General features: G+C 42.0%; 12 protein-coding genes and 1 tRNA gene. 12 read left to right on the plus strand and 1 reads right to left on the minus strand.

The features are described from left to right. Nucleotides 1-24 precede the first annotated feature (24 nt). Nucleotides 25-936, minus strand: coding sequence for an RluA family pseudouridine synthase (locus tag M1P97_RS15005; protein ID WP_195371073.1), 912 nt, complete (start codon nt 934-936; stop codon nt 25-27). Between the two features lie 290 nt (nt 937-1226). Here M1P97_RS15005 and M1P97_RS15010 point away from each other — a divergent pair, with 290 nt between their 5' ends. From M1P97_RS15010 to M1P97_RS15065, 12 genes are all read left to right on the plus strand, one after another. Further along, entirely contained in the window at nt 1227-1769 is a 543-nt protein-coding gene (locus tag M1P97_RS15010; RefSeq protein ID WP_195371075.1) for an RNA polymerase sigma-70 factor, read from the plus strand. A gap of 71 nt (nt 1770-1840) precedes the next feature. Then, nucleotides 1841-2806 (plus strand): FecR family protein, encoded by a 966-nt coding sequence (locus tag M1P97_RS15015; RefSeq protein ID WP_249389505.1) that lies wholly within the window; start codon nt 1841-1843, stop codon nt 2804-2806. A gap of 450 nt (nt 2807-3256) precedes the next feature. Next, nucleotides 3257-6547 (plus strand): TonB-dependent receptor, encoded by a 3291-nt coding sequence (locus M1P97_RS15020; RefSeq protein ID WP_249389506.1) that lies wholly within the window; start codon nt 3257-3259, stop codon nt 6545-6547. A 12-nt stretch (nt 6548-6559) separates the two neighbouring features. Then, nucleotides 6560-8167: a RagB/SusD family nutrient uptake outer membrane protein gene (locus M1P97_RS15025; RefSeq protein WP_249389507.1), complete on the plus strand. Its 1608-nt coding sequence runs from the start codon at nt 6560-6562 to the stop codon at nt 8165-8167. Between the two features lie 107 nt (nt 8168-8274). Further along, the gene (locus M1P97_RS15030) at nt 8275-10932 is read left to right on the plus strand and encodes a sugar-binding domain-containing protein (RefSeq protein WP_249389508.1); all 2658 of its coding nucleotides are present in this window, start codon (nt 8275-8277) and stop codon (nt 10930-10932) included. A gap of 119 nt (nt 10933-11051) precedes the next feature. Then, nucleotides 11052-13667: a valine--tRNA ligase gene (locus M1P97_RS15035; protein WP_249389509.1), complete on the plus strand. Its 2616-nt coding sequence runs from the start codon at nt 11052-11054 to the stop codon at nt 13665-13667. Between the two features lie 714 nt (nt 13668-14381). Further along, nucleotides 14382-16349, plus strand: coding sequence for a tetratricopeptide repeat-containing sensor histidine kinase (locus tag M1P97_RS15040; RefSeq protein WP_249389510.1), 1968 nt, complete (start codon nt 14382-14384; stop codon nt 16347-16349). A 22-nt stretch (nt 16350-16371) separates the two neighbouring features. Continuing rightward, a complete protein-coding gene (locus M1P97_RS15045) occupies nt 16372-17223 on the plus strand; it encodes a sugar phosphate isomerase/epimerase family protein (protein ID WP_075556245.1) in 852 nt (283 codons plus the stop codon). A gap of 44 nt (nt 17224-17267) precedes the next feature. Continuing rightward, the gene (locus M1P97_RS15050) at nt 17268-18299 is read left to right on the plus strand and encodes a DUF6340 family protein (protein ID WP_195371095.1); all 1032 of its coding nucleotides are present in this window, start codon (nt 17268-17270) and stop codon (nt 18297-18299) included. Nucleotides 18300-18364: 65 nt separating this feature from the next. After that, entirely contained in the window at nt 18365-18826 is a 462-nt protein-coding gene (locus tag M1P97_RS15055) for a hypothetical protein (protein WP_195371097.1), read from the plus strand. 56 nt (nt 18827-18882) lie between these two features. Beyond that, nucleotides 18883-18955 (plus strand) — tRNA-Thr (locus tag M1P97_RS15060). Between the two features lie 569 nt (nt 18956-19524). Next, complete coding sequence (locus tag M1P97_RS15065) at nt 19525-22725, plus strand: SusC/RagA family TonB-linked outer membrane protein (RefSeq protein WP_249389511.1); 3201 nt, start codon at nt 19525-19527, stop codon at nt 22723-22725. Nucleotides 22726-22728 lie beyond the last annotated feature (3 nt).

Genomic DNA, 22728 nt, shown 5'->3' on the forward strand with positions numbered 1-22728 from the left:
CGATATTTATTTCTGTCTTAGTTATTATTTAGCTAATGATGTGAATGTAGTAGGGATACGTGTTTCAAAACGCATCTCTTCACCCGTTGTCGGATGGATAAAGAAGAGTCGTCGGGCATGAAGCATCAGCCGTCCGGCAGGATCAGTTTCGGCGCCGTACTTATTATCGCCGGCAATTGGGTGTCCGATAGACTCCATCTGGACACGTATCTGGTTTTTGCGGCCTGTCTCCAGGTCTAGTTCCAGTAAAGAATAATGACCGTTGCTGTGTAGCAGGTGATAGCGGGTAATAGCTTCTTTTCCACCGCCTATAGCTGTTACGTATACTTGCATTTTTGCATTTTCAGTCAGGTTTGAGACAATCAGGTCGGTATCTTTCTCCGGACGTCCTTCTACGACAGCGACATAACTACGAGCGGTGATAGCCGAGTTCCAGTTTGATTGAAGCGCTTTTTGTACGCGTTGATTCTTGGCAAACATCATCAGCCCGGAAGTATCGCGGTCCAACCGGTGCAAAACAAATATTTTGTTTTTCGGGTCTGTCTTTTTTACATAGTCGCTCAACAGGTGATAGGCGGTCCGCTCTTTTACCCGGTCGCTCGAGACGGACATAAGTCCTTCTTTCTTGTTGACAACGATGAGGTCGTCATCTTCCCACACGATGTGTAATAGAGGATTGCTGAACTCCACCTTTCCTCGTTCGTAACTGATCTCGACTTCGTCTCCCGGCACTAAAGGAGCGTTGAACTGGGAAGTGACTTTCCCGTTTATCAAGATTTGTCCGTGGGCAAGTAAGGCCTTGACGGAACTTTTGCTCTGTTCGTTGAGTAACTGCAAAAGGAAGGGAAGAAGTGTATTCTCTTCCTTTACCGCAACTTTGCGTCCGCGAGGGGCCTTTTTGAGATTTGTGTCTTTGTAACCTGAGCGTCTTCTCATTTTATTATTATAAATAATTTACAAAGATACTGGCATTTGCGGAATGTTGCAAGCCATGTTTCGTAATCTTAGTTATTAATCAGCGAAGCTTTCGTTATTTTTTCTTTTAAGTGAATGGTTTTTGTTTGAATTCGTATGTCGAAATTGAGTCCTTGATTTTAAGTTCAGAGTGGTAGAAAAATATAAGAACGGATTTGTTGATTATGCTTCGTAGATGATAAATGTTGTTCGATTGTTTAAAAGTTAGAATAAAATGCTACTTTTGCTAAAATAGAATTGGCACAATAGAGATGGTTTATACCCAAAGTAGTTTTGAAAAAATATATAAGCTGTACTATCCGAAGATGTTTGCGTTCGCTAAGAACTATATACAGGCAAATGAAGATGCGGAGAATGTAGTGCAGGATGTCTTTGTGGTGCTTTGGGAGAAAAAGGATGAACTGGAATTATCCTGTACACTTACTACCTATCTGTTTACCCTCGTTAAGAACAGATGTCTGAATTATCTGCGGCATAAACTAATCGAAGAGGAATTTAATACTCAAATGAAAGAAGAACTAGGTTTTAAGCTATATGCTTTGGAATCATTGGAGTATTCGTATCCGTCTGAAAAAGAATTGCAAGCCGTTATTCAACGGGCTCTCGATGCTTTGCCTGAACGTTGCCGGGAGGTATTTATCAAAAGTCGTATCGAAGGATTAAAATACAAGGAAATTTCAGAAGAACTTGGCATATCGGTTAATACGGTTGAGAACCATATTGTTACTGCGTTGAAGAAGTTGCGTGTAGCGTTGAAAGACTATTTGCCTTTGCTTTTATTTCTGGTTAATTAATGTTTATTTGTTGGAGAGGTATAGTGGTCTGTTTCGGGATAAGGGTTTAACTTTATAAATAGAAGAAAGATATGTATGATCTGTTATCAAAATATTTAGCAGGAGATATTTCACCGGAAGAAAAGCAGACTCTTTTCCGCGAATTGAAAGAAGATGTTGGTTTGAAGAAGGAAGCAGCCGATATGCAAAATTTATCGGCTCTTGTTTCTATGGCCGGAGAGAGGCGCTCTGCTTCTGATATGCAATACCGGTCGTTTGTTCATTTGCAGAAAAAACATACCTTATTGTTCAATCTGAGAAAAATAGCCGGTTATGCAGCGATTATGGTCTTTTCAGTGTTGTCAACTTTTCTATTGATGACTTATGCCGGAGGGGGCGGAGGCGAGCTTGTCCGTTATCAGGAGTTCTCGACACCACCCGGGCAACGGGCCAGGGTAGTACTCGTGGACGGTACTGAGGTTTGGCTGAATGCCAATTCGACATTACGTTATCCGGAACGTTTTGATTTGAAGCAACGGGAGGTAGAATTGCATGGTGAAGCTTTTTTTGAAGTAGAAAAAAACAAGGAGAAACCTTTTGTTGTCAAGACAAGTAAAATGGATATAAAGGTGACCGGTACAAAATTTAATGTAAGCGCTTATGAAGCGGAAAAGTATTTTGTAACTTCTTTGGTCGAAGGGGCGGTTTCTGTTTCTTGCTCAAACGACCGGAGCCGTACTTTTGCACTACGTCCGCAACAGCAAATTATAGTATCGGATTCTTTATCAGAAGTCACTTTGTTTGAGAATACCGATTTTCTGTCGTGGAGAGATGGCGTATTTGTATTTGATGATATGTCGTTAACCGATATCATTAAAAAACTGGAGTTGTTCTATGATATATCAATTGTAGTGAAAAACACGAAACTGAGTAATTACCGTTATACCGGAAAATTCAGACAAAGGGATGGAGTGGAAAGCGTTTTGCGGAAATTGCAAATTGTATATCCGTTCACTTATACAAAGGACGATGAGCTTAATTTGATTGTTTTACAGTAGATAAACCCTGGTTCGAATATACCCTTGTAGAGTCGTAGCATTGTCTATGACAGCCATTCGTATGGCTTCTATAATCCTATATGTAAAGCGGGAAGATGGCGGAAACAAGGTTGCCGAATATTGGTATGGGAAACCTTACAATATCACAGGTGTGTTAAATTATATTTAATTTCATTTTCTGTGTGGTGGTCTTTCCGGCATGAAGGGTTTAACTTATAGAAAACAGGATAATAATATGTATAACCTTAAAAATAAAATGCCTATGATCTGAAAAATGAGAAAAACCTTTTTATGTAAAAAGCAGACAGGTGCTCGAACACCTGTCTGCCATACATCTAACACTCTTAGTCGAAAAAAGTATTAAACATTTAATTTTACAAAGGTATGGAAAAATATGCTTTGTCAATCTTTTTATTTCAAAGAAAACACTTTAAGAAGTTTTTTAATATTATGAGAATTTCAATCCTATTTCTGTTTGTCAGCATTTTAGCATCTTATGCTTCAAATGTAAATTCACAGACTGCAAAAGTGAATATTACGAGTGCCCGCATGACGATCGGAACTTTTATCAGGCAAGTTGAAAAGGAAACCGGTTATATGTTCGTTTATAATAAAGAGGAGATTGATGCAAATAAGACAATTTCTTTAAAGAAAGGGAAAAACACGGTTGTCGATTGCCTGAATACCATTTTTGATGGTTCCGGCGTTTCATTTGTTTTTGATGACGGCTATGTAGTCCTGACGAAACATGCACAGGAGACTGCCATATCGCAGCAGGCCGGTAAAGTGGTAAAAGGCATTGTTACCGATGAGACAGGTTTGTCGGTAATTGGTGCTAATATCTTTGTTAAAGGAACTAATTTGGGAACGATTACTGATATGGAGGGTAATTTTAGTCTGGAAGTACCCTCGGATAATGATATTTTGGTGGTTTCCTATATCGGTTATGTCGAACAGCAGATTCCGGTGAAAAACAGAAAAAACTGGGCAATCATATTAAAGGAGGATGCGCAGAACCTGGATGAGGTTGTGGTTGTAGGTTATGGTACACAGCGCAAAGGCAATATTGCTACAGCCGTGACGACAATTAAGGCGGAAGCTCTGCAAAATCGTCCGGTCCAGACGATAGGTGAAGCCTTGCAAGGGCAAATTCCGGGTTTGAGCGTTACGTCAAAAGGTGCGCCGGGCGAGTCGCCTTCACTTCAATTGCGTGGTTCTTCCATGCTGAAATCCAGTACGGCAGAAACGGACAAAGAAACGTTACCCAGGCTGAGATCCGAAACCAGCGGGCCGTTGGTATTGGTGGATGGTGTGCCCGCGGACTTCAACTTCCTGAATCCGGAAGATATTGAAAGTATCAATGTCCTGAAAGATGCGGCTTCTGCAGCGATCTATGGTTCGCGTGCCGCAAACGGAGTCCTTCTGATCACGACTAAACGTGGAAAGATGGGCAAGCCTACTTTCCGTTATAATGGATCTGTCGGAGTCAATACGCCGATGTATATGCCTAAATCGATCAGTTCAGCCGAATATGCAAGAATAAAGAATGAAGCGGAAAGGAATATGGGACGTGCTCCGGTTTATTCGGATGAAGATATTGCCATGTTTGCCAATGGAACGGATCTGAACCGTTATCCGAATACAAACTGGCTGGACCTGGCGATACAGAACAGCGTCACCACACGTCATGGCCTGGAGGCTTCCGGGGGAACGGAAAAGGTAAGATATCTGGTAAGTGCCGGTGTCGACCACCAGACCGGTGTTTTCCCGAATACACAGCAGAATGTGTTCAACGTACGTTCCAGCACGGATATTACCATTACTAAAAAGTTCGGTATCTCTTTTGATATGCGTTACCAGTTGAGGGATATGGAGGCTTTGAATAGTCAGGAAGACCTGTATAAACAATTGATTGTTGCCGATCCGACTATGGTGGCTTATTATACGGATGGTTCCTATGGCTATAATCCGGGATTTTTCACCAATCCGCTGGTGCCTTTGTATGAAGGGGGCCGGAAGCTGACTAACAGACATGAAGCATCGGGTATTTTCAAGTTTGATTATGAATTTATCGAAGGATTGAAATTTACCGGTATTGCCAATGTGAGATATACATTCCAGAATGAAGAATCCAGAGCTCGTAAGACGTTCTATAAAAACTATTTCACAGGGGAAGAGTTTGAAAACGGACAGAATACTTTCACCGACCGCCGCGATTACAACGCTTACTACAATTTACAGGCTTTGCTGAACTATAAGAAAAGTTTTGGCGTTCATACCCTGGATATTCTGGCCGGTTACCAGCAGGAAAGTGAAAATACAGACTGGCTGAAAGGGGCCCGTTCCGGCTATCCGACCGATATTCTCTGGGAGTTGAACCCGGGACCGAAGGATAACTGGAGTAATGACGGTAACGGCGAACATTGGGCGCTGGCCTCTTTTATCGGCCGTATCAATTATGATTACGACAATAAATATATTTTATCGGTGAGCATGCGTTCGGATGCTTCTTCCCGTTTTGCGAAAGGAAGCCGTTGGTCGACTTTCCCATCTGTAGCCGGTGCATGGAGACTTTCCCAAGAGCCGTTTATGGAAGGTACGCGTAGTTTCCTGGATGACCTGAAGGTCAGAGTTTCCTGGGGACAGACCGGTAGCGCGACGGGATTAGGCCTTTATCCGAGTTATACATTGATATCTACAGGCGGTTTGATCCTGAATAACGTTTATCAGCAGACTGCTTCTTTGAAAACGATCGGAAATACGGATTTAACCTGGGAACATACGGATATGTTGAACTTCGGTCTGGATGTGAAAATGCTGAACAGTCGTTTGAACTTTACGGGAGACTATTATATTAAAAATACGAAAGATATTTTATTGGAAATGCCCGTGCCGCTGGAATATGGTTTTGGCAAACCGAATATGAATATCGGCGAGGTGCGTAACAAAGGTTGGGAGTTGACTTTAAGCTGGAATGACCGTATAAATGATTTTGGTTACAGTATCTCGGGTAACTTGTCGGATAACCGGAATGAAGTGATCGACCTGGGAGATACAGGTCCGTGGAAAGGTTCCAACACCTATACGGAAGTAGGGTTGCCTTATAACTCTATTTACGGATATGAATCGATGGGATTATTCCAGTCTGATGAAGAGGTAGCCAATGCTCCTTTCCAGAATTCAAATACGGCTGCCGGTGATATACGTTATAAAAACCAGAATGGCGATGATAAGATCGATGCTAACGACCGTGTTGTGATAGGTGATCCGAACCCTCACTTCCTGTATGGCGTGAATCTGGGCTTTGATTACAAGAACTTCGATTTGAATATGTTCTTCCAGGGGATCGGGCAGAAAGACCGGGTTATAATGGATAATTTTGTCAGACCGTTTTATGATTCTTCTATTTTTGAACATCATTTGGATTACTGGACTCCGGAAAATACAGGTGCCAGATATCCGCGTATCCTGAATAAGGACGATGGAACACATAATTATCAGCAGTCTGATTACTGGATGATCAATGCCGGATATTTCCGTATGAAGAATTTGCAGATCGGATATACTATTCCGCGTGAAATATTAAGATCGGCAGGTTTTGACAGAGTACGGGTCTATTTCTCTGCTAATAACTTGTTTACTGTATCCGATTTTGTGCCGGGTATGGATCCGGAATCTGATAAGTCCGTATCTTATCCGTTTGCCCGGACATATTCATTTGGTTTAAATGTTCAATTTTAAAAAGCTGAAAAAATGAAATCAATAAAAATATATATATGTGCAGCCTTGATGGCGCTAGGCGTTTCTTCGTGCGATAGTTTTCTGACCACACCTCCTTTGGATCAGATTTCCGAAGATCAATGGTGGAACGATAAAGCCCAGACAGAAATGATGGTGAAAGGAGCTTACGAGTATGTACCTGGTCCGAATGAAGTGGTGCTTCGCGATTGTATCAGTGATAATGCGACACACCGTGATGCCAAATACAAGGAAGTGGGAAATGGTACTTATACGACACAGAGTGATGCCGTTAAGGATGAATGGCGCTATGCATCCATTGCCAAACTGAATTACATATTGGAAGGGATCGAGAAGGCAAAAGGCCAGATATCGGAAGAAGAATATCTCCGTTTTAACGCGGAAGTACGTTTTATTCGTGCCTTTGTTTACTACAATATGGTTTTCTTTTTCGGAGATGTGCCTCTGATCACTAAGACGTTGAGTGTGGCGGAAGCCCGAGAAACGTCTCGCCAGCCTCGCCAGGAGGTATTGGATTTTGTATTGAAAGAATTGGAAGAAGGTGTGCTGCCGAATATCGATAAAGTTTCTGTGACAGAAAGAGGTCGTGTTAACAAACAGGTAGTGAATGCATTCCTTTCACGTATTTATCTGTACGAAAAAAATTATGAAAAAGTACTTTATTATACGAACGAGGTTATCGGGTCCGGAGAATATGAGCTTCATCCCAATTATGAAGAATTATTCCGCCCACAGGCTGACGCAAGTAATAAAGAGGTGATTTTTGAACGTCAATACAGTTCTCCGCTGGTTGTGCATGAGCTGAATCGTAACTTGTCTCCGGCTTCTTCCGTTTATGCCGGTTGGTCGCACGTGTTGGGGTTGCAGGAATTGGTAGACGATTATGAATGTGTGAACGGTCATCCGGTTTCCGAATGCGAATCTCTGGGCTGTGAATATTTCCAGAAAAGGAAAGATGCGGAAGCTGATACGCATCGCGGAGAATATGATTTCCGTGATCCCCGTCTGGCTGCTACCATCATGTGGCCGTACTGGGAATGGAAAGTAGGGGAAAAAGTTGTTTCCCGTTATGGTGTGGATGATCCGGATAGCAAGGATTATGTAAAGAAAGAAACACATATGACCGGTTTTCTTGTTACCAAATGGGTGGATTTGCAGGGGGAATATGCAGACCGTACCCGCGGTCAAAAGAATATGACAGTCTTGCGTTATGGGGATGTCCTTTTGATGCGGGCAGAAGCCTTGATTGAACTGGGGCAGGATTTGGGTGGAGCTGTCGCTCTGATTAATCAGATCCGTCAACGGGCGGGGATGCCTGATATCGCAGTCGCTTCTCAATCCGTTTTGCGTGAAAAGCTACGCCATGAAAGACGTATAGAGACTGCCTTTGAAGGTTTGCGTTATTTCGATATCATTCGTTGGCATATTGCTGATAAGGTGAAATCGGGTAAAGTGTATGGTGCCCGTTTGAAGGCGATCAGTGATGCGATGGACAATAAATTTGTGGAAGAACGTTTCTGGAATGATAAAATGTATTTGTTCCCGGTTCCTCAGGAAGCAATAGATAACAATCCGAATTTGGTACAGAATAAAGATTGGTAATAATGGTTAATAATTAGATTGAAAACCCCGGATCTGCATTTACGGAAGAAGATTCGGGGTTTCCTTTCTGAATATAAAAGTGATTGATTTTAATAACAGACTATTTTATGAAAAAGAATATTTTAGTGTTGCTATTTTGGGTATTGACATTTAATCTGTCCGCCTCAGGTTCGCCGGAATTCTCGACTGCCGGTTTTTATGAATTACCCAATACCGGCCGTGAGGTCTATTCCATGAATCTGGCATGGAGGTTTATAAAAGGAGATGTGTCGGGAACTCCCTATGCTGCCGACTTTGATGATTCCGGTTGGGAAGTTGTTTCGCTCCCGCACGGATTGGAGTATCTGCCGGTGGAAGCCAGTGGTTGTGCAAACTATCAGGGTGTAGCTTGGTATCGTAAACGTTTCACACCGGATGATCGTTTGAAGGGAAAACAATTGTTCGTACATTTTGAGGCGATCATGGGGAAAAGTGAGGTCTATGTAAACGGACAGTTGTTAAAAACGCATTATGGCGGATATCTGCCTGTTATCCTGGATGTAACGAATCTCCTGAAATGGGATGAAGAGAATGTGATAGCTGTAAAAGCAGATAATAGTGATGATCCTTCTTATCCTGTCGGCAAACCGCAAAATCTTTTGGACTTTACCTATTTCGGTGGTATTTACCGTGATTGCTGGCTGGTTGCACATAATGACGTGTTTATAACCGATTCGAATTATGAAGATGAAGTTGCGGGAGGAGGCTTGTTTGTCTCCTATGCCGATGTATCTGAAAAAAGTGCCCTTGTAAACCTGAAAGCCCATATCCGCAATAATTCGGCAAGTGATAAAAAGGTTACGGTTACTTTTGAGTTGAAAAAGAAATCGGGTGAAATTGTCAGGCGCGTTTCAACGAGGTTGGCAGTGAAGAGGGAAGATGCCTCGTATGCTGTTGGTTCGATGAAAATTAATACACCTTCTTTATGGAGTCCCGATCATCCTTATTTATATGATCTGGAAGTGATGGTCAGAGGTGCCAATGGCCAGGTGCTGGACGGCTATCGTCAGCGAGTGGGTATAAGAAGTATTGAATTTAAGCAGACGGAAGGATTGTGGATCAACGGTAAACCTTATGAAGGCAAGCTAATGGGAACAAACCGGCATCAGGATTTTGCAGTTTTGGGGAATGCTTTACCTAATTCTATGCAATGGAGGGATGCTAAGAAACTTCGTGATGCTGGCATGAAAGTAATTCGTACCCACTACGTGATTGATGCTGCTTTCATGGATGCCTGTGACGAATTGGGTTTGTTTGCATTGGTTGAAGTTCCGGGTTGGCAATTTTGGAATAAAGAACCGGTTTTTAGTGAACGTGTTTATTCGGATATACGGAATATGATCCGCATACACCGTAATCATGCTTCTTTATTCTTTTGGGAACCGATTCTGAACGAAACGCATTATCCGGAAGAATTCGCCAAGAAGGCATTGGATATTTGTCAGGAAGAATATCCATATCCTTATAGTATCGCTGCTTGTGACGACGGTGCGGCGGGAGATCATTATTATTCCTTGTTGTTACGTCCTATCGAATCGAAGTTACGAACGGATAAAACCTATTTTATCCGTGAATGGGGAGATAATGTAGACGACTGGAATGCTCAAAATTCGGATAGCCGCGTGGCACGCGGATGGGGAGAAGTACCGATGCTACTTCAGGCGGAACATTATGCGAATCCGTCCTACGTAAAGGAATATCCGGTTTTATGCTATGAAACGATCTGCAACAAACCCAGCCAGATAGTCGGCGCCTGTTTCTGGCATTCGTTCGACCATCAACGCGGATATCATGCCGATCCTTTCTACGGGGGAATTATGGATGCTTTTCGTCAACCGAAGTCCTCTTATTATATGTTTATGGCACAACGTTCTCCTGAAAAAAGTGATTTGATCGCAGATAATGGTCCGATGATTTATATTGCTCATGAAATTACTCCTTTTTCTCCTGAAGATGTGACTGTGTATTCTAATTGTGACGAAGTTCGTCTGACAGTATTTAAAGATGGAAAAGAGTATAAGTATAAAAAAGACCCTAACCATAAAGGAATGCCTTCACCTATTATTACATTTAAAGATGTATTTCATTTTATGGAGTGGAAAACGATGGCTCGTTCCGGCAAACAGAATGATGCCTATTTACTGGCGGAAGGGCTGATCGATGGTAAGGTGGTTGTAAGTCATAAGCGTTATCCGTCCGGCCAAGCCGATCATATAGCACTTCGTTTGGATCATGAACAAGTTTCGTTGAAAGCCGACGGTTCGGATGTAGTGACAGTGATTGCTGAGGTTGTTGATAAGCGGGGAACGGTAAAGCGTTTAAATAACTCTTGTATCCGTTTCCAGATAGAAGGAGAAGGACATATACTTGGAGATGCTTCTGTGGGCACTAACCCGTGTCCGTTGATCTGGGGGACGGCTCCGGTTTTAGTACAATCGACAGCAAAACCCGGTAAAATTAAAATCATAGCCTCTATGCAAAACCCGGGTGAATCCCGTCCGTTGGAAGGAGTTCTGGAGTTTGAAAGTGTAGTTAATGACCAAAAGGAAATCTATTCGGAAAAAGAGCTGGCTTCCTCCGGACAGTCGTTTGTCGTAACGGATCGTTCTGTAAACAAAAGCGATCTGGAAAGAGAGAACGAACGTTTACGTAAGGAATTAAATCAGTTGAAAGTGAAAGAAGTGGAAAAACAACAGACGCAGTTCGGTGTTGGCATCAATGACTGACGTATCCTGATTTTATGAGCGGAACATGCTATATGATAATATTTTTTGTACCTTTGCAGATCAAAAATAACAGGCAAGCTGGCCTATGTTTAATAAGGATATAATAAGAACAAAACAATATGGAAATTGCAAGTAAGTACAATCCCGCAGAAGTAGAGGGGAAGTGGTATCAGTATTGGTTGGATAACGGCTTTTTCAAGTCGAAACCGGACGGTCGTGAACCGTATACAATCGTCATTCCGCCCCCTAACGTCACCGGCGTACTTCATATGGGACACATGCTTAACAATACCATTCAGGATATCCTGATCCGCCGTGCCCGTATGTTGGGTAAGAATGCTTGCTGGGTACCGGGTACCGACCATGCATCTATCGCTACCGAGGCGAAGGTGGTGAACAGACTGGCACAGCAGGGAATCAAAAAGACTGACCTGACCCGCGATGAGTTCCTGAAACATGCCTGGGAATGGAAAGAAGAACACGGAGGTATCATCCTGAAACAGTTACGTAAACTGGGTGCATCCTGCGATTGGGACCGTACGGCTTTTACGATGGACGAAAAACGTTCGGAAAGCGTATTGAAAGTTTTTGTCGACCTGTTCGACAAAGGTCTGATCTATCGTGGCGTGCGTATGGTGAACTGGGACCCGAAAGCTCTGACCGCTCTTTCCGATGAAGAAGTAATTTATAAAGAAGAACATAGCAAACTGTTTTACCTCCGTTATAAAATCGAAGGGGAAGACGGTTACGCCGTTGTCGCGACTACCCGTCCGGAAACGATCATGGGGGATACTGCCATGTGTATCAATCCGAACGACCCGAAGAACCAGCACCTGAAAGGTAAGAAGGTGATCGTTCCGCTTGTAAACCGTGTGATCCCGGTTATCGAGGACGATTATGTTGATATAGAATTCGGTACAGGTTGCCTGAAAGTAACTCCGGCTCATGACGTAAACGACTATATGCTGGGCGAGAAATATAACTTGCCTTCCATCGATATCTTCAACGATAACGGGACACTGAGCGAAGCTGCCGGTTTGTATATCGGCATGGATCGTTTCGATGTTCGTGCACAGATCGAAAAAGACTTGGAAGCTGCCGGCCTGTTGGAAAAGGTGGAAGCATACGAAAATAAGGTCGGTTATTCGGAACGTACCAATGTGCCTATCGAACCGAAGCTGTCTATGCAATGGTTCCTGAAAATGGAACACCTGGCACAGATCGCTTTGACACCGGTTATGAATGACGACCTGAAATTCTATCCGCCTAAGTTCAAGAACACATACCGTCACTGGATGGAAAATATCAAAGACTGGTGTATCAGCCGTCAGTTGTGGTGGGGACATCGTATCCCGGCTTATTATCTGCCGGAAGGTGGTTATGTGGTAGCCGAAACACCTGAAAAGGCATTGGAACTGGCGAAACAAAAGAATCCGGCACTGACAATGGCCGATCTTCGTCAGGACGACGACTGTCTGGATACCTGGTTCTCTTCCTGGTTGTGGCCGATCTCTCTGTTCGACGGCATCAATAACCCGGATAACGAAGAAATCAACTATTACTATCCGACCAGCGACCTGGTAACAGGACCGGATATCATCTTCTTCTGGGTAGCCCGTATGATTATGGCAGGTTACGAATACAGGGGCGACATGCCGTTCAAGAATGTTTACTTTACAGGTATCGTTCGTGATAAACTGGGACGTAAGATGTCGAAGTCATTAGGAAACTCTCCCGACCCGTTATTGCTGATCGAACAGTACGGAGCCGACGGTGTCCGTATGGGATTGATGATGGCAGCTCCTGCCGGAAACGATATTCCTTTCGACGAAGCTTTGTGCGAACAGGGACGTAATTTCAATAACAAGATATGGAATGCCTTCCGTCTGATCAAAGGTTGGACGGTCGACGATACGATTACACAACCGGAAGCATCGGCTACTGCAGTTAAATGGTTTAAGATGCAGTTGGATAAAACTATTGCCGAGGTAGACGATTTGTTTAGTAAATACCGTCTGAGCGAAGCGATGATGGTTATCTATAAACTGTTCTGGGATGAATTCTCTTCCTGGTATCTGGAAATGATCAAGCCAGGTTATCAGCTGCCGATCGATAAGGAAACTTATCAGGCAACACTCGGTTTCTTCGACGCGTTGCTTCGTCTGCTCCATCCGTTCATGCCGTTCATTACGGAAGAATTATGGCAGGCTCTCGAACCGCGTAAGGAAGGTGAAAGTCTGATGGTTGCATTGATGCCTGAAGTTACACCGGTAGATGCCGCTTATCTGGAATCATTCGAGATCGTGAAAGAGATCGTGAGCGGTGTTCGTACGATCCGTTTGCAGAAAAATATTCCGAATAAGGAAGAATTGACTTTGCAGGTATTGGGAGATCATAACGATGCTTTTAACCCGGTAATCGCTAAGATGTGTAACCTGTCTGAGATTGCAAAGACCGGCGATAAGGCTGCCGGTGCCGTATCCTTCCTGGTTCGTACCACGGAATATGCTGTTCCTCTGGGCAGTATGATCAATGTGGAGGAAGAGTTGGCTAAATTGCGTGAAGAACTGAAATATCAGCAAGGCTTCCTTGCTTCCGTTACAAAGAAACTGAGCAACGAAAGCTTTGTAAGCAAAGCTCCGGCCAAGGTAATCGATATGGAACGTAAGAAACAAGCCGATGCCGAAAGCAAGATCAAATCGATAGAGGAGAGCATTGCTGCATTGACGAAATAATAGTTAACAAAGGACGGCGGGAAGATAATCGTTCCCGCCGTTTTTTTCTTTTGTATTCATCATTCAAGTGTTTTCAAAATCAACTATCATACTATCATGATTTCAGTATGTCATTTGAATATCAATGATTGTGTTTATGATAGTTGCGCGTTTTAACTATCATTCAACTATCATAAACTATCATAACGACCTGTTTGAGGTGTAGGCATCGCAAAAAAGAGGATTAAAAACGATCAGATGCCTGCTGTTTTCCGATAGTACCCTACATCTTTCGCTCAAATATGGCTGTTATTTTCACGAAAACTACTTATTCTTCTCCTTGAGATCCCTTTTTCAGGCCCTTTTACACCCGGGTTTGAATGATGCTGAGACCCGGATCCCAGTACCCTTTACACCCGGGTCTCAGGAAAGAAAAGTCCCTACTTTGCTGAAAATAAGTCATATACCCAGCCGGTTTTGTTAGGCTGTTTTATGATAGTATGATGGTTAAAAATGGAACTATCATACGAACTATCATCGCCTGTAAGTATTGGATTTCAATACGCGGAAAGTCAAGAATGATAGTATGACAGTTCTATTGGACAATATCCGTTCGTATATAAGATCAATTCTTCCTGGTTTTGAGTTGCCCTTGTTTTATTTTTCGAGATAAAGCTTATATATCTTTAATTTTTACTAACTTGCAGGCCTTGTTATTTACAAGGTGTATAAAAAATGAGGGAAATAAGAAAAAGGCTGTTCATCATCTTTTGTTTTTTAGGAAGCTTTTGTCTTCCTGTTACTTTATGTGGTGCTAATGACATTTCAGATGCGCTATCTCTCGATTCGCTTTTTGCGATAGCACAGGCAAATGTACAGCAACAAAAGGGTTTTGAGTATGCCACACAATTGCTGGAAGAAGCCCTACGTCGGAAGGATCGCTATCAGGAAGCGAATGCCATGTTCTGTTATGTCCGTTATTATTATTCCAAAAATACCGACAGTATGTATTTCTGGATGCAAAAGGCATTACCTCTCTTTAGGGATCAAAAGAGGTTTGTAGAGTATTTCCGGATGAAAGCATGGTATATTTATATTTTGAATCGTTCGATGCAAAATGAAGAAGCCCTGAAATATGTTGACGATTTAAAGGAAGAAGCGACCAGTCTGAATTATCCCGAAGGAGTAGAGATGGCAAATCAGGCACTTGCCGACTTTTATTTGTCCAATAATCTAGGTGAAGAAGGTGTCGCTCTGTATGAAGAGGTTGTACATAGTATGGAAATGAGAAATGCACCTCTTATCAAGCGTATCAATATTATCCGGCAATTGATGAATAAAGCCTTGGATCCCGAAACGAGATTGAAATATGTTGAGCGGCTGGATGATTACATTAAGATCTGTAAGGGAAAAGGGATCGAGTGGTTGGATGATGAAATGTCTATATATTACCTGGAATATGTCATGCACCGGCACTATGCCATGGAATATATAGGAAGGGATAAACTCAAGGAGGCGTTGGCTCACTTGCAACAAGCCCGGGCACTTCTGATGAAATATGGGATGTATAATTATGAAATAGAGTTGAAGACAATTTATGGCTCTTATTATCAACATAGTAAACAATATAACAAAGCCCTGGCGATTTTTGATACTTTATTACCAGTTTGGCGCCAGCGGAATACGATGGGGAGTTACCTCGATATGTTAGATCGTAAAGCAGATGTTCTATTGAAGATCGGAAGGGATAGGGAAGCGTCGCAACTCTATCAAGAATATGCTTTTTTGAGTGATTCATTATCGAAAGTCCGCTTTTACGATAAACTGGCGGAAATGAATGCACAACATAAGGTAGATAAACTGGAAATAAAAAACAAACAGATGGATCTGGAAGTTGCCCAGGCACATTCTCAGCTTCTTCAAATGGGAGGGGGAGCTATTCTCCTGTTTATTTTATGTTGCCTGTTGGGGTATATATCCTATAGTCGCCATCGTTACGGGTTGCAGTTGAAGTTGGCTAAAGAGAAAGCAGAAGAAGCCGACCGGATGAAATCGACTTTCCTGGCTAATATGAACCATGAGATCCGAACTCCGCTGAATGCTATTGTCGGTTTTTCCCAGGTGTTGGTAGATGAAGATGATCAGGAAACCCGGCAGGAATATGCCAATATTATACAAAGTAACAATGAACTGCTTCAGCGTTTGATAACGGATGTCCTTGATATATCGAAGATTGAGTCGAATACGATGGCTTTGAATTATGCAGTGCACGATCTTCCTGTCCTGATGAAGGAGATCTATAATGTGATAAAGCTAAGGATGCCTGAAAATGTAAAATTAGAACTTAATGAATGCCTGCCACAACTTTTTTATACAGATCGTAATCGTCTTACGCAAATTCTTACTAACTTGCTGACCAATGCAATCAAGCATACGGAAAAAGGTTTTATCCGCTTTGGTTATGAGGTGACAGAGACAGATGTCGTCTTTTCGGTGGAAGATTCGGGAGAAGGTATCCCCGAAGATAAACAGGAGAAGATATTCAGCCGTTTCGTTCAATTGGATGACTGGAGTAAAGGGGTAGGCCTGGGGTTAGCAATTTGTAAAGGACTTATTACCCAGATGGGAGGGACGATCGGCGTTTCTTCCGTGTTCGGTGAAGGTTCAACATTTACGGTCGTTTTACCTCTGAAAAAGCAGTAATATATTATTTACATAATTTACCATGAAGAATTCTAGAAGAAACTTTTTTAGACAAGGACTTGCCGGCGCTATATTATTAGGTTCGGCCAGTGTAGTAAAAGCCGGTTTGCCGGACAGGATCATTCCCAAGGCAGCCAAGTCGATTAATCCCTGGCGATTAGGGATGGCTGGCTATACATTTGTTAATTTTGATTTGGACACAACCCTAAAGACTTTGGAGAGACTGGATATTCATTATCTTTGTATCAAGGATTTCCACTTGCCGATGGATAGTACCGACGAACAGATTAAAGCATTTCATGAGAAATGCGCCGCACATAAAGTGACGGGTTATGCGGTTGGTCCTATTTATATGAAGAGTGAACAGGAGATCGACCGTGCTTTCGAGTATGCGAAACGCGTAGGTGTAAAGTTGATTGTGGGCGTTCCCAACTACGAATTGCTCCCGTATGTGGACAAGAAAGTGAAGGAATACGATTTCAATTATGCGATTCACCTGCATGGTCCCGATATTAAAACCTATCCGGATGCAACGGATGTCTGGGAGCATACGAAAGACCTGGATCCGCGTATCGGAATGTGTCTGGATATCGGTCATGACCTGCGTAACGGTTGTAATCCGGTTACCGACTTGAAGAAATATCATACCCGTGTGTTTGATATGCATATCAAGGATGTAACAGACTCATCGAAGGCAGGTGTCGGTATAGAGATCGGTCGTGGAAAGATCGACTTTCCGGCATTAATGAAGATGATGCGTGAAGTGAACTATACTGGTATGTGCAGCCTGGAATACGAGAAGGATATGAAAGATCCTTTCCTCGGTATCGCAGAGTCGATCGGCTATTTCAAGGCGGTGAGCGATATTGTATAATGTAGGGGCGAACTTAGTTTCGCCCTCTTTTAAACAGAAGAGTGATGAGAAGTGCGTTTTATTTATTGGCAATCGGCCTGTTGACGTCTTGTAGTTCGGTCAACTATGTGGCGATTGAAACATACAATCCGGCAGAGATTACTTTTCCGGAAAATGTCGGTAAAGTACTGGTAGTGAATAATGCAGTGCCGCAGCCGGATGATGTCGGTTGTCAGCTTAGTCTGTTCGGTACAAAACAGGATACCTGTCATGTGAAAACCGATAGTGCTTTATTTGCTACTTGTCAAGGACTGGGGAAGGCAATGGTCGATGTCTCTTTTTTCAACGACGTGCTTCTTTATCATGATGCTACCCGTAAGGATGATGTGTATTACGAAGATAAGAAACTGACACCGGAGGAAGTAACCGCCTTATGTGATGAAACCGGAACGGATGCCGTGATCTCAGTGGATCGTATGTTATTCGAAACACAAAAAGATGTGGTTGCATTTGCAGAAGGGTATGTGGCCGGTGATATCAGTGTGAAAATGTCGGGTGTGATACGTGGTTATCTGCCGGGCAGACCGAATCCTTTGGCGACTGTTTACATGACGGATAGTCTTTTCTTTTCGGAAAGTGCCTATAACCAAGTGCTTTTGGATCATGTATTACCCTCTATGGATGATGCCGCACGTGCATCGGGCGAGTATATCGGTATGAGAGCCAGCCCTAATTTTGTTCCTCATTGGACTCGTGAAACCCGCTGGTTCTATTCCGGTATGGGAGCGCACTGGAAAGAAGCCACTGCTTATGCCCGTTCAGAGAAGTGGGAAAAGGCAGCTGAGCGCTGGCAACATCTGTATGATACTTCCAATAGCTGGAAGACTCAGGCAAAAGTAGCATCCAATATCGCTTTGGGGTATGAAATGAAAAGTGAGTTGAAGGAGGCATACGATTGGGCTAAAAAGTCATACGACCTGTTTAAAAAGAATGAAGGCGACCAGGGTAAGAACACCCGTCTTTTATATCTTTATGTAGAAGCGTTAGCAAACCGGATACGCTCGGATAAAAAACTTAATATGCAATTTGGAGAATAATATCATATATTCTCCGAATTATTACTACTTTTGACAGACGATTCAAAAAGAATAAAAAAAGAGTTATGAGTGCAAATAATGCAAAGATTCAGTCTGTCCTGGAGACAACCTTTACTTCCGCTATCGGAAAACTGACTGCCGATGATTCCAATAGCTATCACAGTGATTTATATGTCCAGGCTGACCCTGAAAGCGGGGAGCTGCAAATCTATGACGAAGAGGAACGGTTGCTGGACAAGACGATCGTATTCGACTGGGTAGGCTGTCCCTGTGAAGAAGACAAATTCAACAAGCAGGTAGCCAACACCGTGAAATCAGTGCTGACTCTTTTAGTTGCGAAAAATATATTTGACAGTCCTCACATCATGAAACCTTTCTCTGTTAGCCTGACAGATGAGGATTTCGTTGTAATAGAGGAACTTCTCTTCCTCGACGATGAAGTTTTACGTGCCGACGATCCGCTGTTGAAAGATTTAGATGCAGAATTAGATGATTTTTTAGCCAAACTTCTTTCAGATGTCGAATAGAGTTTTTACATTTGTGCCCGAATTGAAAAACAAGTAACAAGTAAATATATAATGTTGCCGAAATAGCTCAGTTGGTAGAGCAACGCATTCGTAATGCGTAGGTCACGAGTTCGAGTCTCGTTTTCGGCTCACAAAATCAAGCAGTTATCTTTTTAGATAACTGCTTTTTTTATGTTTTTTTCTATGGTTTTCGTGAGTCATGTAAACAGGGATGTAATCTCGACGATATTGTTGGTTATGCTTGTACTTTATAATTAGGTTAAAAATTAGGGAGATTATTAAACGCCTTTTCTTTATTAATTTCGCAAAACAGAGACATTCGATATTTCAAAGGATAGAAAAAAAAACAAATACCATAGTTCTGGTAGAACTATTTTTGTTTTCGGTGCAAAAATACATATTATTTTTAAATAACCAATATTTTAACAGTTTAAATATTTAATTATTTTAAATAGCTTGATGAGTATAATTAATATTTGACAAAATAATTCGGCTAATTAAATTAAATCTTCCTGTTCTATATTTTATATAAATGAATTGTATTGTAATTGTTTATAGGTTGAAGATTAAGGGATAAGTTCTACCAGAACTAATATAAAAACAAACATAAATATAATCTGTGTCAATACACTAAATCTTTTGATTAACATAAGTTATTCCTTATAGTTAACCTAGTTTTAATAATTAAAAGTAATGCTATGCTAAAAAAAATGCAAACCGTTGGTGTTTTGCTGCTTTCGTTAGCCTTTTCTTATGGGGGACAGCTTCATGCTCTGGAAGTGAATGCAGCAACAACTATTACTCAACAAACAGACAAACTTACAGGGACTATTGAAGATGAGTTCGGACCTGTTACAGGTGCTTCTGTTGTCGTAAAGGGGACGACAAATGGAACTGTTACGGACATGAATGGAAACTTTGAATTGTCTCATGTTAAAAAAGGAGACTTGATCCAAATCTCTTTTATCGGTTATATTACCCAGGAGGTAAAATACACAGGACAAAGCCCTATTAAAGTTGTACTTAAGGAAGATACACAAACACTTGATGAAGTGGTTGTTGTCGGTTTCGGTACACAGAAAAAGGTGAATTTAACTGGTTCGGTTAGTATGGTGGATGCAGAAGTGCTTGAATCTCGTCCGGTTCAGAATGTATCTCAAGCTTTGCAAGGTGTTGTTCCCGGTTTGAACTTTTCAGTAAATTCAGGTGGTGGTACGCTTGATAATGAAATGAGTTTCAATATTCGTGGTGCCGGTACTATTGGCGATGGTTCCGGTTCGAAACCATTAGTATTGATTGATGGTATTGAAGGTAATATGAACACTGTCAATCCGAATGATATTGAATCGGTTTCTGTTTTGAAAGATGCTGCAGCTTCTTCTATTTATGGTTCGCGTGCGTCGTTCGGTGTAATTTTAATTAAGACGAAAGGTGGAAAAGCAGGTAAAACCAGCGTAAGTTATTCTGGTAATCTTCGTTTCACAGATGCTTTACAGATACCGGAAATGATGGATTCTTATCAGTTCGCACAATATTTTAATGCAGCAGCAGCCAATGCTGGTCAGAGTCCGGTATTTAGTGCTGATGTCATGCAGCGTATTCAGGATTATCAGGCTGGTAAAATAAAAACTGTTTCTACTCCCAATTCTCAAAATAAGTGGGAAATGTATACAGGTGCTAATGCTAATACAGATTGGTTTGCTGAAGTATATCGTAACTGGGCGCCTTCACACGAACATAATTTGAGCGTAAGTGGCGGTACGGAAAAATTGACTTACCGTGTCAGTGGTAGTTTTCTGGATCAGAATGGTTTGATACGTCATGGATCGGATAATTTCCAGCGATATACATTGGATGCTAAAATATCAGCTCAATTGGCAAAATGGGTTACTTTAAATTATACAAGTAAATGGACACGTGAAGATTACGATCGTCCGACTTATATGACGGGATTGTTCTTCCATAATATTGCCCGTCGCTGGCCGACCTGTCCGGTGTATGATGACAATGGACATTTGACTGAAGGTATGGAGTTGACCCAGATGGAAGAAGGTGGTGTACAGACACAGCAAAAGAATTATTACACTCAACAAATGGGTTTAAGGTTCGAACCGATCAAAGATTGGACAATCAATATTGACGGGAATATGCGTACGCATACCAACAATCAGCACTGGGCTGTGTTGCCTGTTTATGCATACGATGCCAATAACCAACCTTATGCCATAAGCTGGGATGGCGGAGCTTCTTATTCACCGGGAGCGAGTCGCATTTCGGAAAGCAGATATACAGAAGATTATTTTACAACAAATATTTATACGGATTACCAGAAAACAATCAATAACCATTTCTTCAAAGTGATGGTCGGATTTAATGCCGAATTGACGAGAACTGATAATCTTTATGGACAAGGTGATAAAATCATCTCTTCGGAAGTACCTACGATAAATCAAACTACATCTGAACAAAAAGTGGGTGGCGGTAAGGCTGAAAATTCAGTTGCCGGTTTCTTCGGACGTATCAACTACAACTACAAAGATCGTTACATGGTTGAGCTAAACGGACGTTATGACGGATCTTCCCGTTTTATAGGTGATCAGCGTTGGGGATTTTTCCCATCTGTATCAGCCGGATGGAACATTGCCCGTGAAGAATTCTTTGGTGATCTGTCTGATATTTTCAGTACATTAAAAGTGAGAGGTTCTTGGGGACAGTTGGGTAATACGGATACAAATGATGCTTGGTATCCATTCTACCAAACTATGCCGGTCGGAACAGCTAGTGGCCGTTGGTTAGTAAATGGTTTGAAACCGAATGTAGCCGGATTACCATCTATCGTAAGTTCTTTGAAGACTTGGGAAACAGTAGAAACCTGGGACGTCGGTTTGGATTGGGCTTTACTGAATAACCGTTTAACCGGATCATTTGACTACTTTACACGTTATACGTATGACATGATCGGACCGGCTCCTGAACTACCAAGTGTTTTAGGGACAACTCCTCCGAAAATCAATAACTCTGATATGAAATCATACGGTTTTGAATTGGAACTGTCATGGAGAGACCGTATCGGTGAAGTTAGTTATGGGGCTAAATTTGTATTGTCAGATGCAAGACAAAAAATCACCAGATACCCGAATGACTCAAGGTCATTGGATATTGCTCATTACAGCGGTAAAATGTTGAATGAAATCTGGGGGTATACTACTGTGGGTATTGCTCAGACTCAGGAACAGATGGATGCTCATTTAGCTAACAATAAACCGAGTTGGGGATCAAGCTGGAGCCCCGGTGATGTAATGTATAAGGATTTAAATGGTGATGGTGTTGTTAACACAGGTGCCAATACGGTAGATAATCCGGGCGACCGTTCGGTAATTGGTAATAGTACTCCGCGTTACAATTTCGGTTTGACTCTTGATGCTGCTTGGAAAGGTTTTGACTTCTCTGTATTCTTCCAAGGTATCGGTAAACGTGACTATTGGTTGGATGGTCCGTATTTCTGGGGGGCAAACGGTGGTATGTGGCAATCTGCCGGTTTCAAAGAACACTGGGATTTCTGGCGTGGTGAAAATGATCCGTTGGGTGCTAATTTGAATGCTTATTATCCGCGTGCCAGCTTCGATGGAAGCAAGAACCAACAACGTCAAAGTGGATACTTGCAGAATGCAGCTTATATCCGTATGAAAAACATACAGTTAGGTTATACATTGCCTCAACAGTGGATTTCTAAGGCTGGTATGTCTTCTGTCAGATTGTATATTTCGGGTGATAACTTGCTGACTATTTCTGATATTACCGGAGTATTTGACCCTGAAACATTAGGTGGAGATTGGGGAGACGGAAAATTGTATCCACTGTGTAAAACGATTTCTGTAGGTTTGAATGTTAATTTCTAAATA

It is taken from the genome of Parabacteroides leei (assembly GCF_023369805.1).
In the GTDB taxonomy this organism is placed as follows: domain Bacteria; phylum Bacteroidota; class Bacteroidia; order Bacteroidales; family Tannerellaceae; genus Parabacteroides; species Parabacteroides leei.

Bases quoted from the DNA above. Each gene is read 5' to 3' on its own strand.
- M1P97_RS15005 (WP_195371073.1), bottom strand. From the start codon at position 936: ATGAGAAGACGCTCAGGTTACAAAGACACAAATCTCAAAAAGGCCCCT.
- M1P97_RS15010 (WP_195371075.1), top strand. From the start codon at position 1,227: ATGGTTTATACCCAAAGTAGTTTTGAAAAAATATATAAGCTGTACTAT.
- M1P97_RS15015 (WP_249389505.1), top strand. From the start codon at position 1,841: ATGTATGATCTGTTATCAAAATATTTAGCAGGAGATATTTCACCGGAA.
- M1P97_RS15020 (WP_249389506.1), top strand. From the start codon at position 3,257: ATGAGAATTTCAATCCTATTTCTGTTTGTCAGCATTTTAGCATCTTAT.
- M1P97_RS15025 (WP_249389507.1), top strand. From the start codon at position 6,560: ATGAAATCAATAAAAATATATATATGTGCAGCCTTGATGGCGCTAGGC.
- M1P97_RS15030 (WP_249389508.1), top strand. From the start codon at position 8,275: ATGAAAAAGAATATTTTAGTGTTGCTATTTTGGGTATTGACATTTAAT.
- M1P97_RS15035 (WP_249389509.1), top strand. From the start codon at position 11,052: ATGGAAATTGCAAGTAAGTACAATCCCGCAGAAGTAGAGGGGAAGTGG.
- M1P97_RS15040 (WP_249389510.1), top strand. From the start codon at position 14,382: ATGAGGGAAATAAGAAAAAGGCTGTTCATCATCTTTTGTTTTTTAGGA.
- M1P97_RS15045 (WP_075556245.1), top strand. From the start codon at position 16,372: ATGAAGAATTCTAGAAGAAACTTTTTTAGACAAGGACTTGCCGGCGCT.
- M1P97_RS15050 (WP_195371095.1), top strand. From the start codon at position 17,268: ATGAGAAGTGCGTTTTATTTATTGGCAATCGGCCTGTTGACGTCTTGT.
- M1P97_RS15055 (WP_195371097.1), top strand. From the start codon at position 18,365: ATGAGTGCAAATAATGCAAAGATTCAGTCTGTCCTGGAGACAACCTTT.
- M1P97_RS15065 (WP_249389511.1), top strand. From the start codon at position 19,525: ATGCTAAAAAAAATGCAAACCGTTGGTGTTTTGCTGCTTTCGTTAGCC.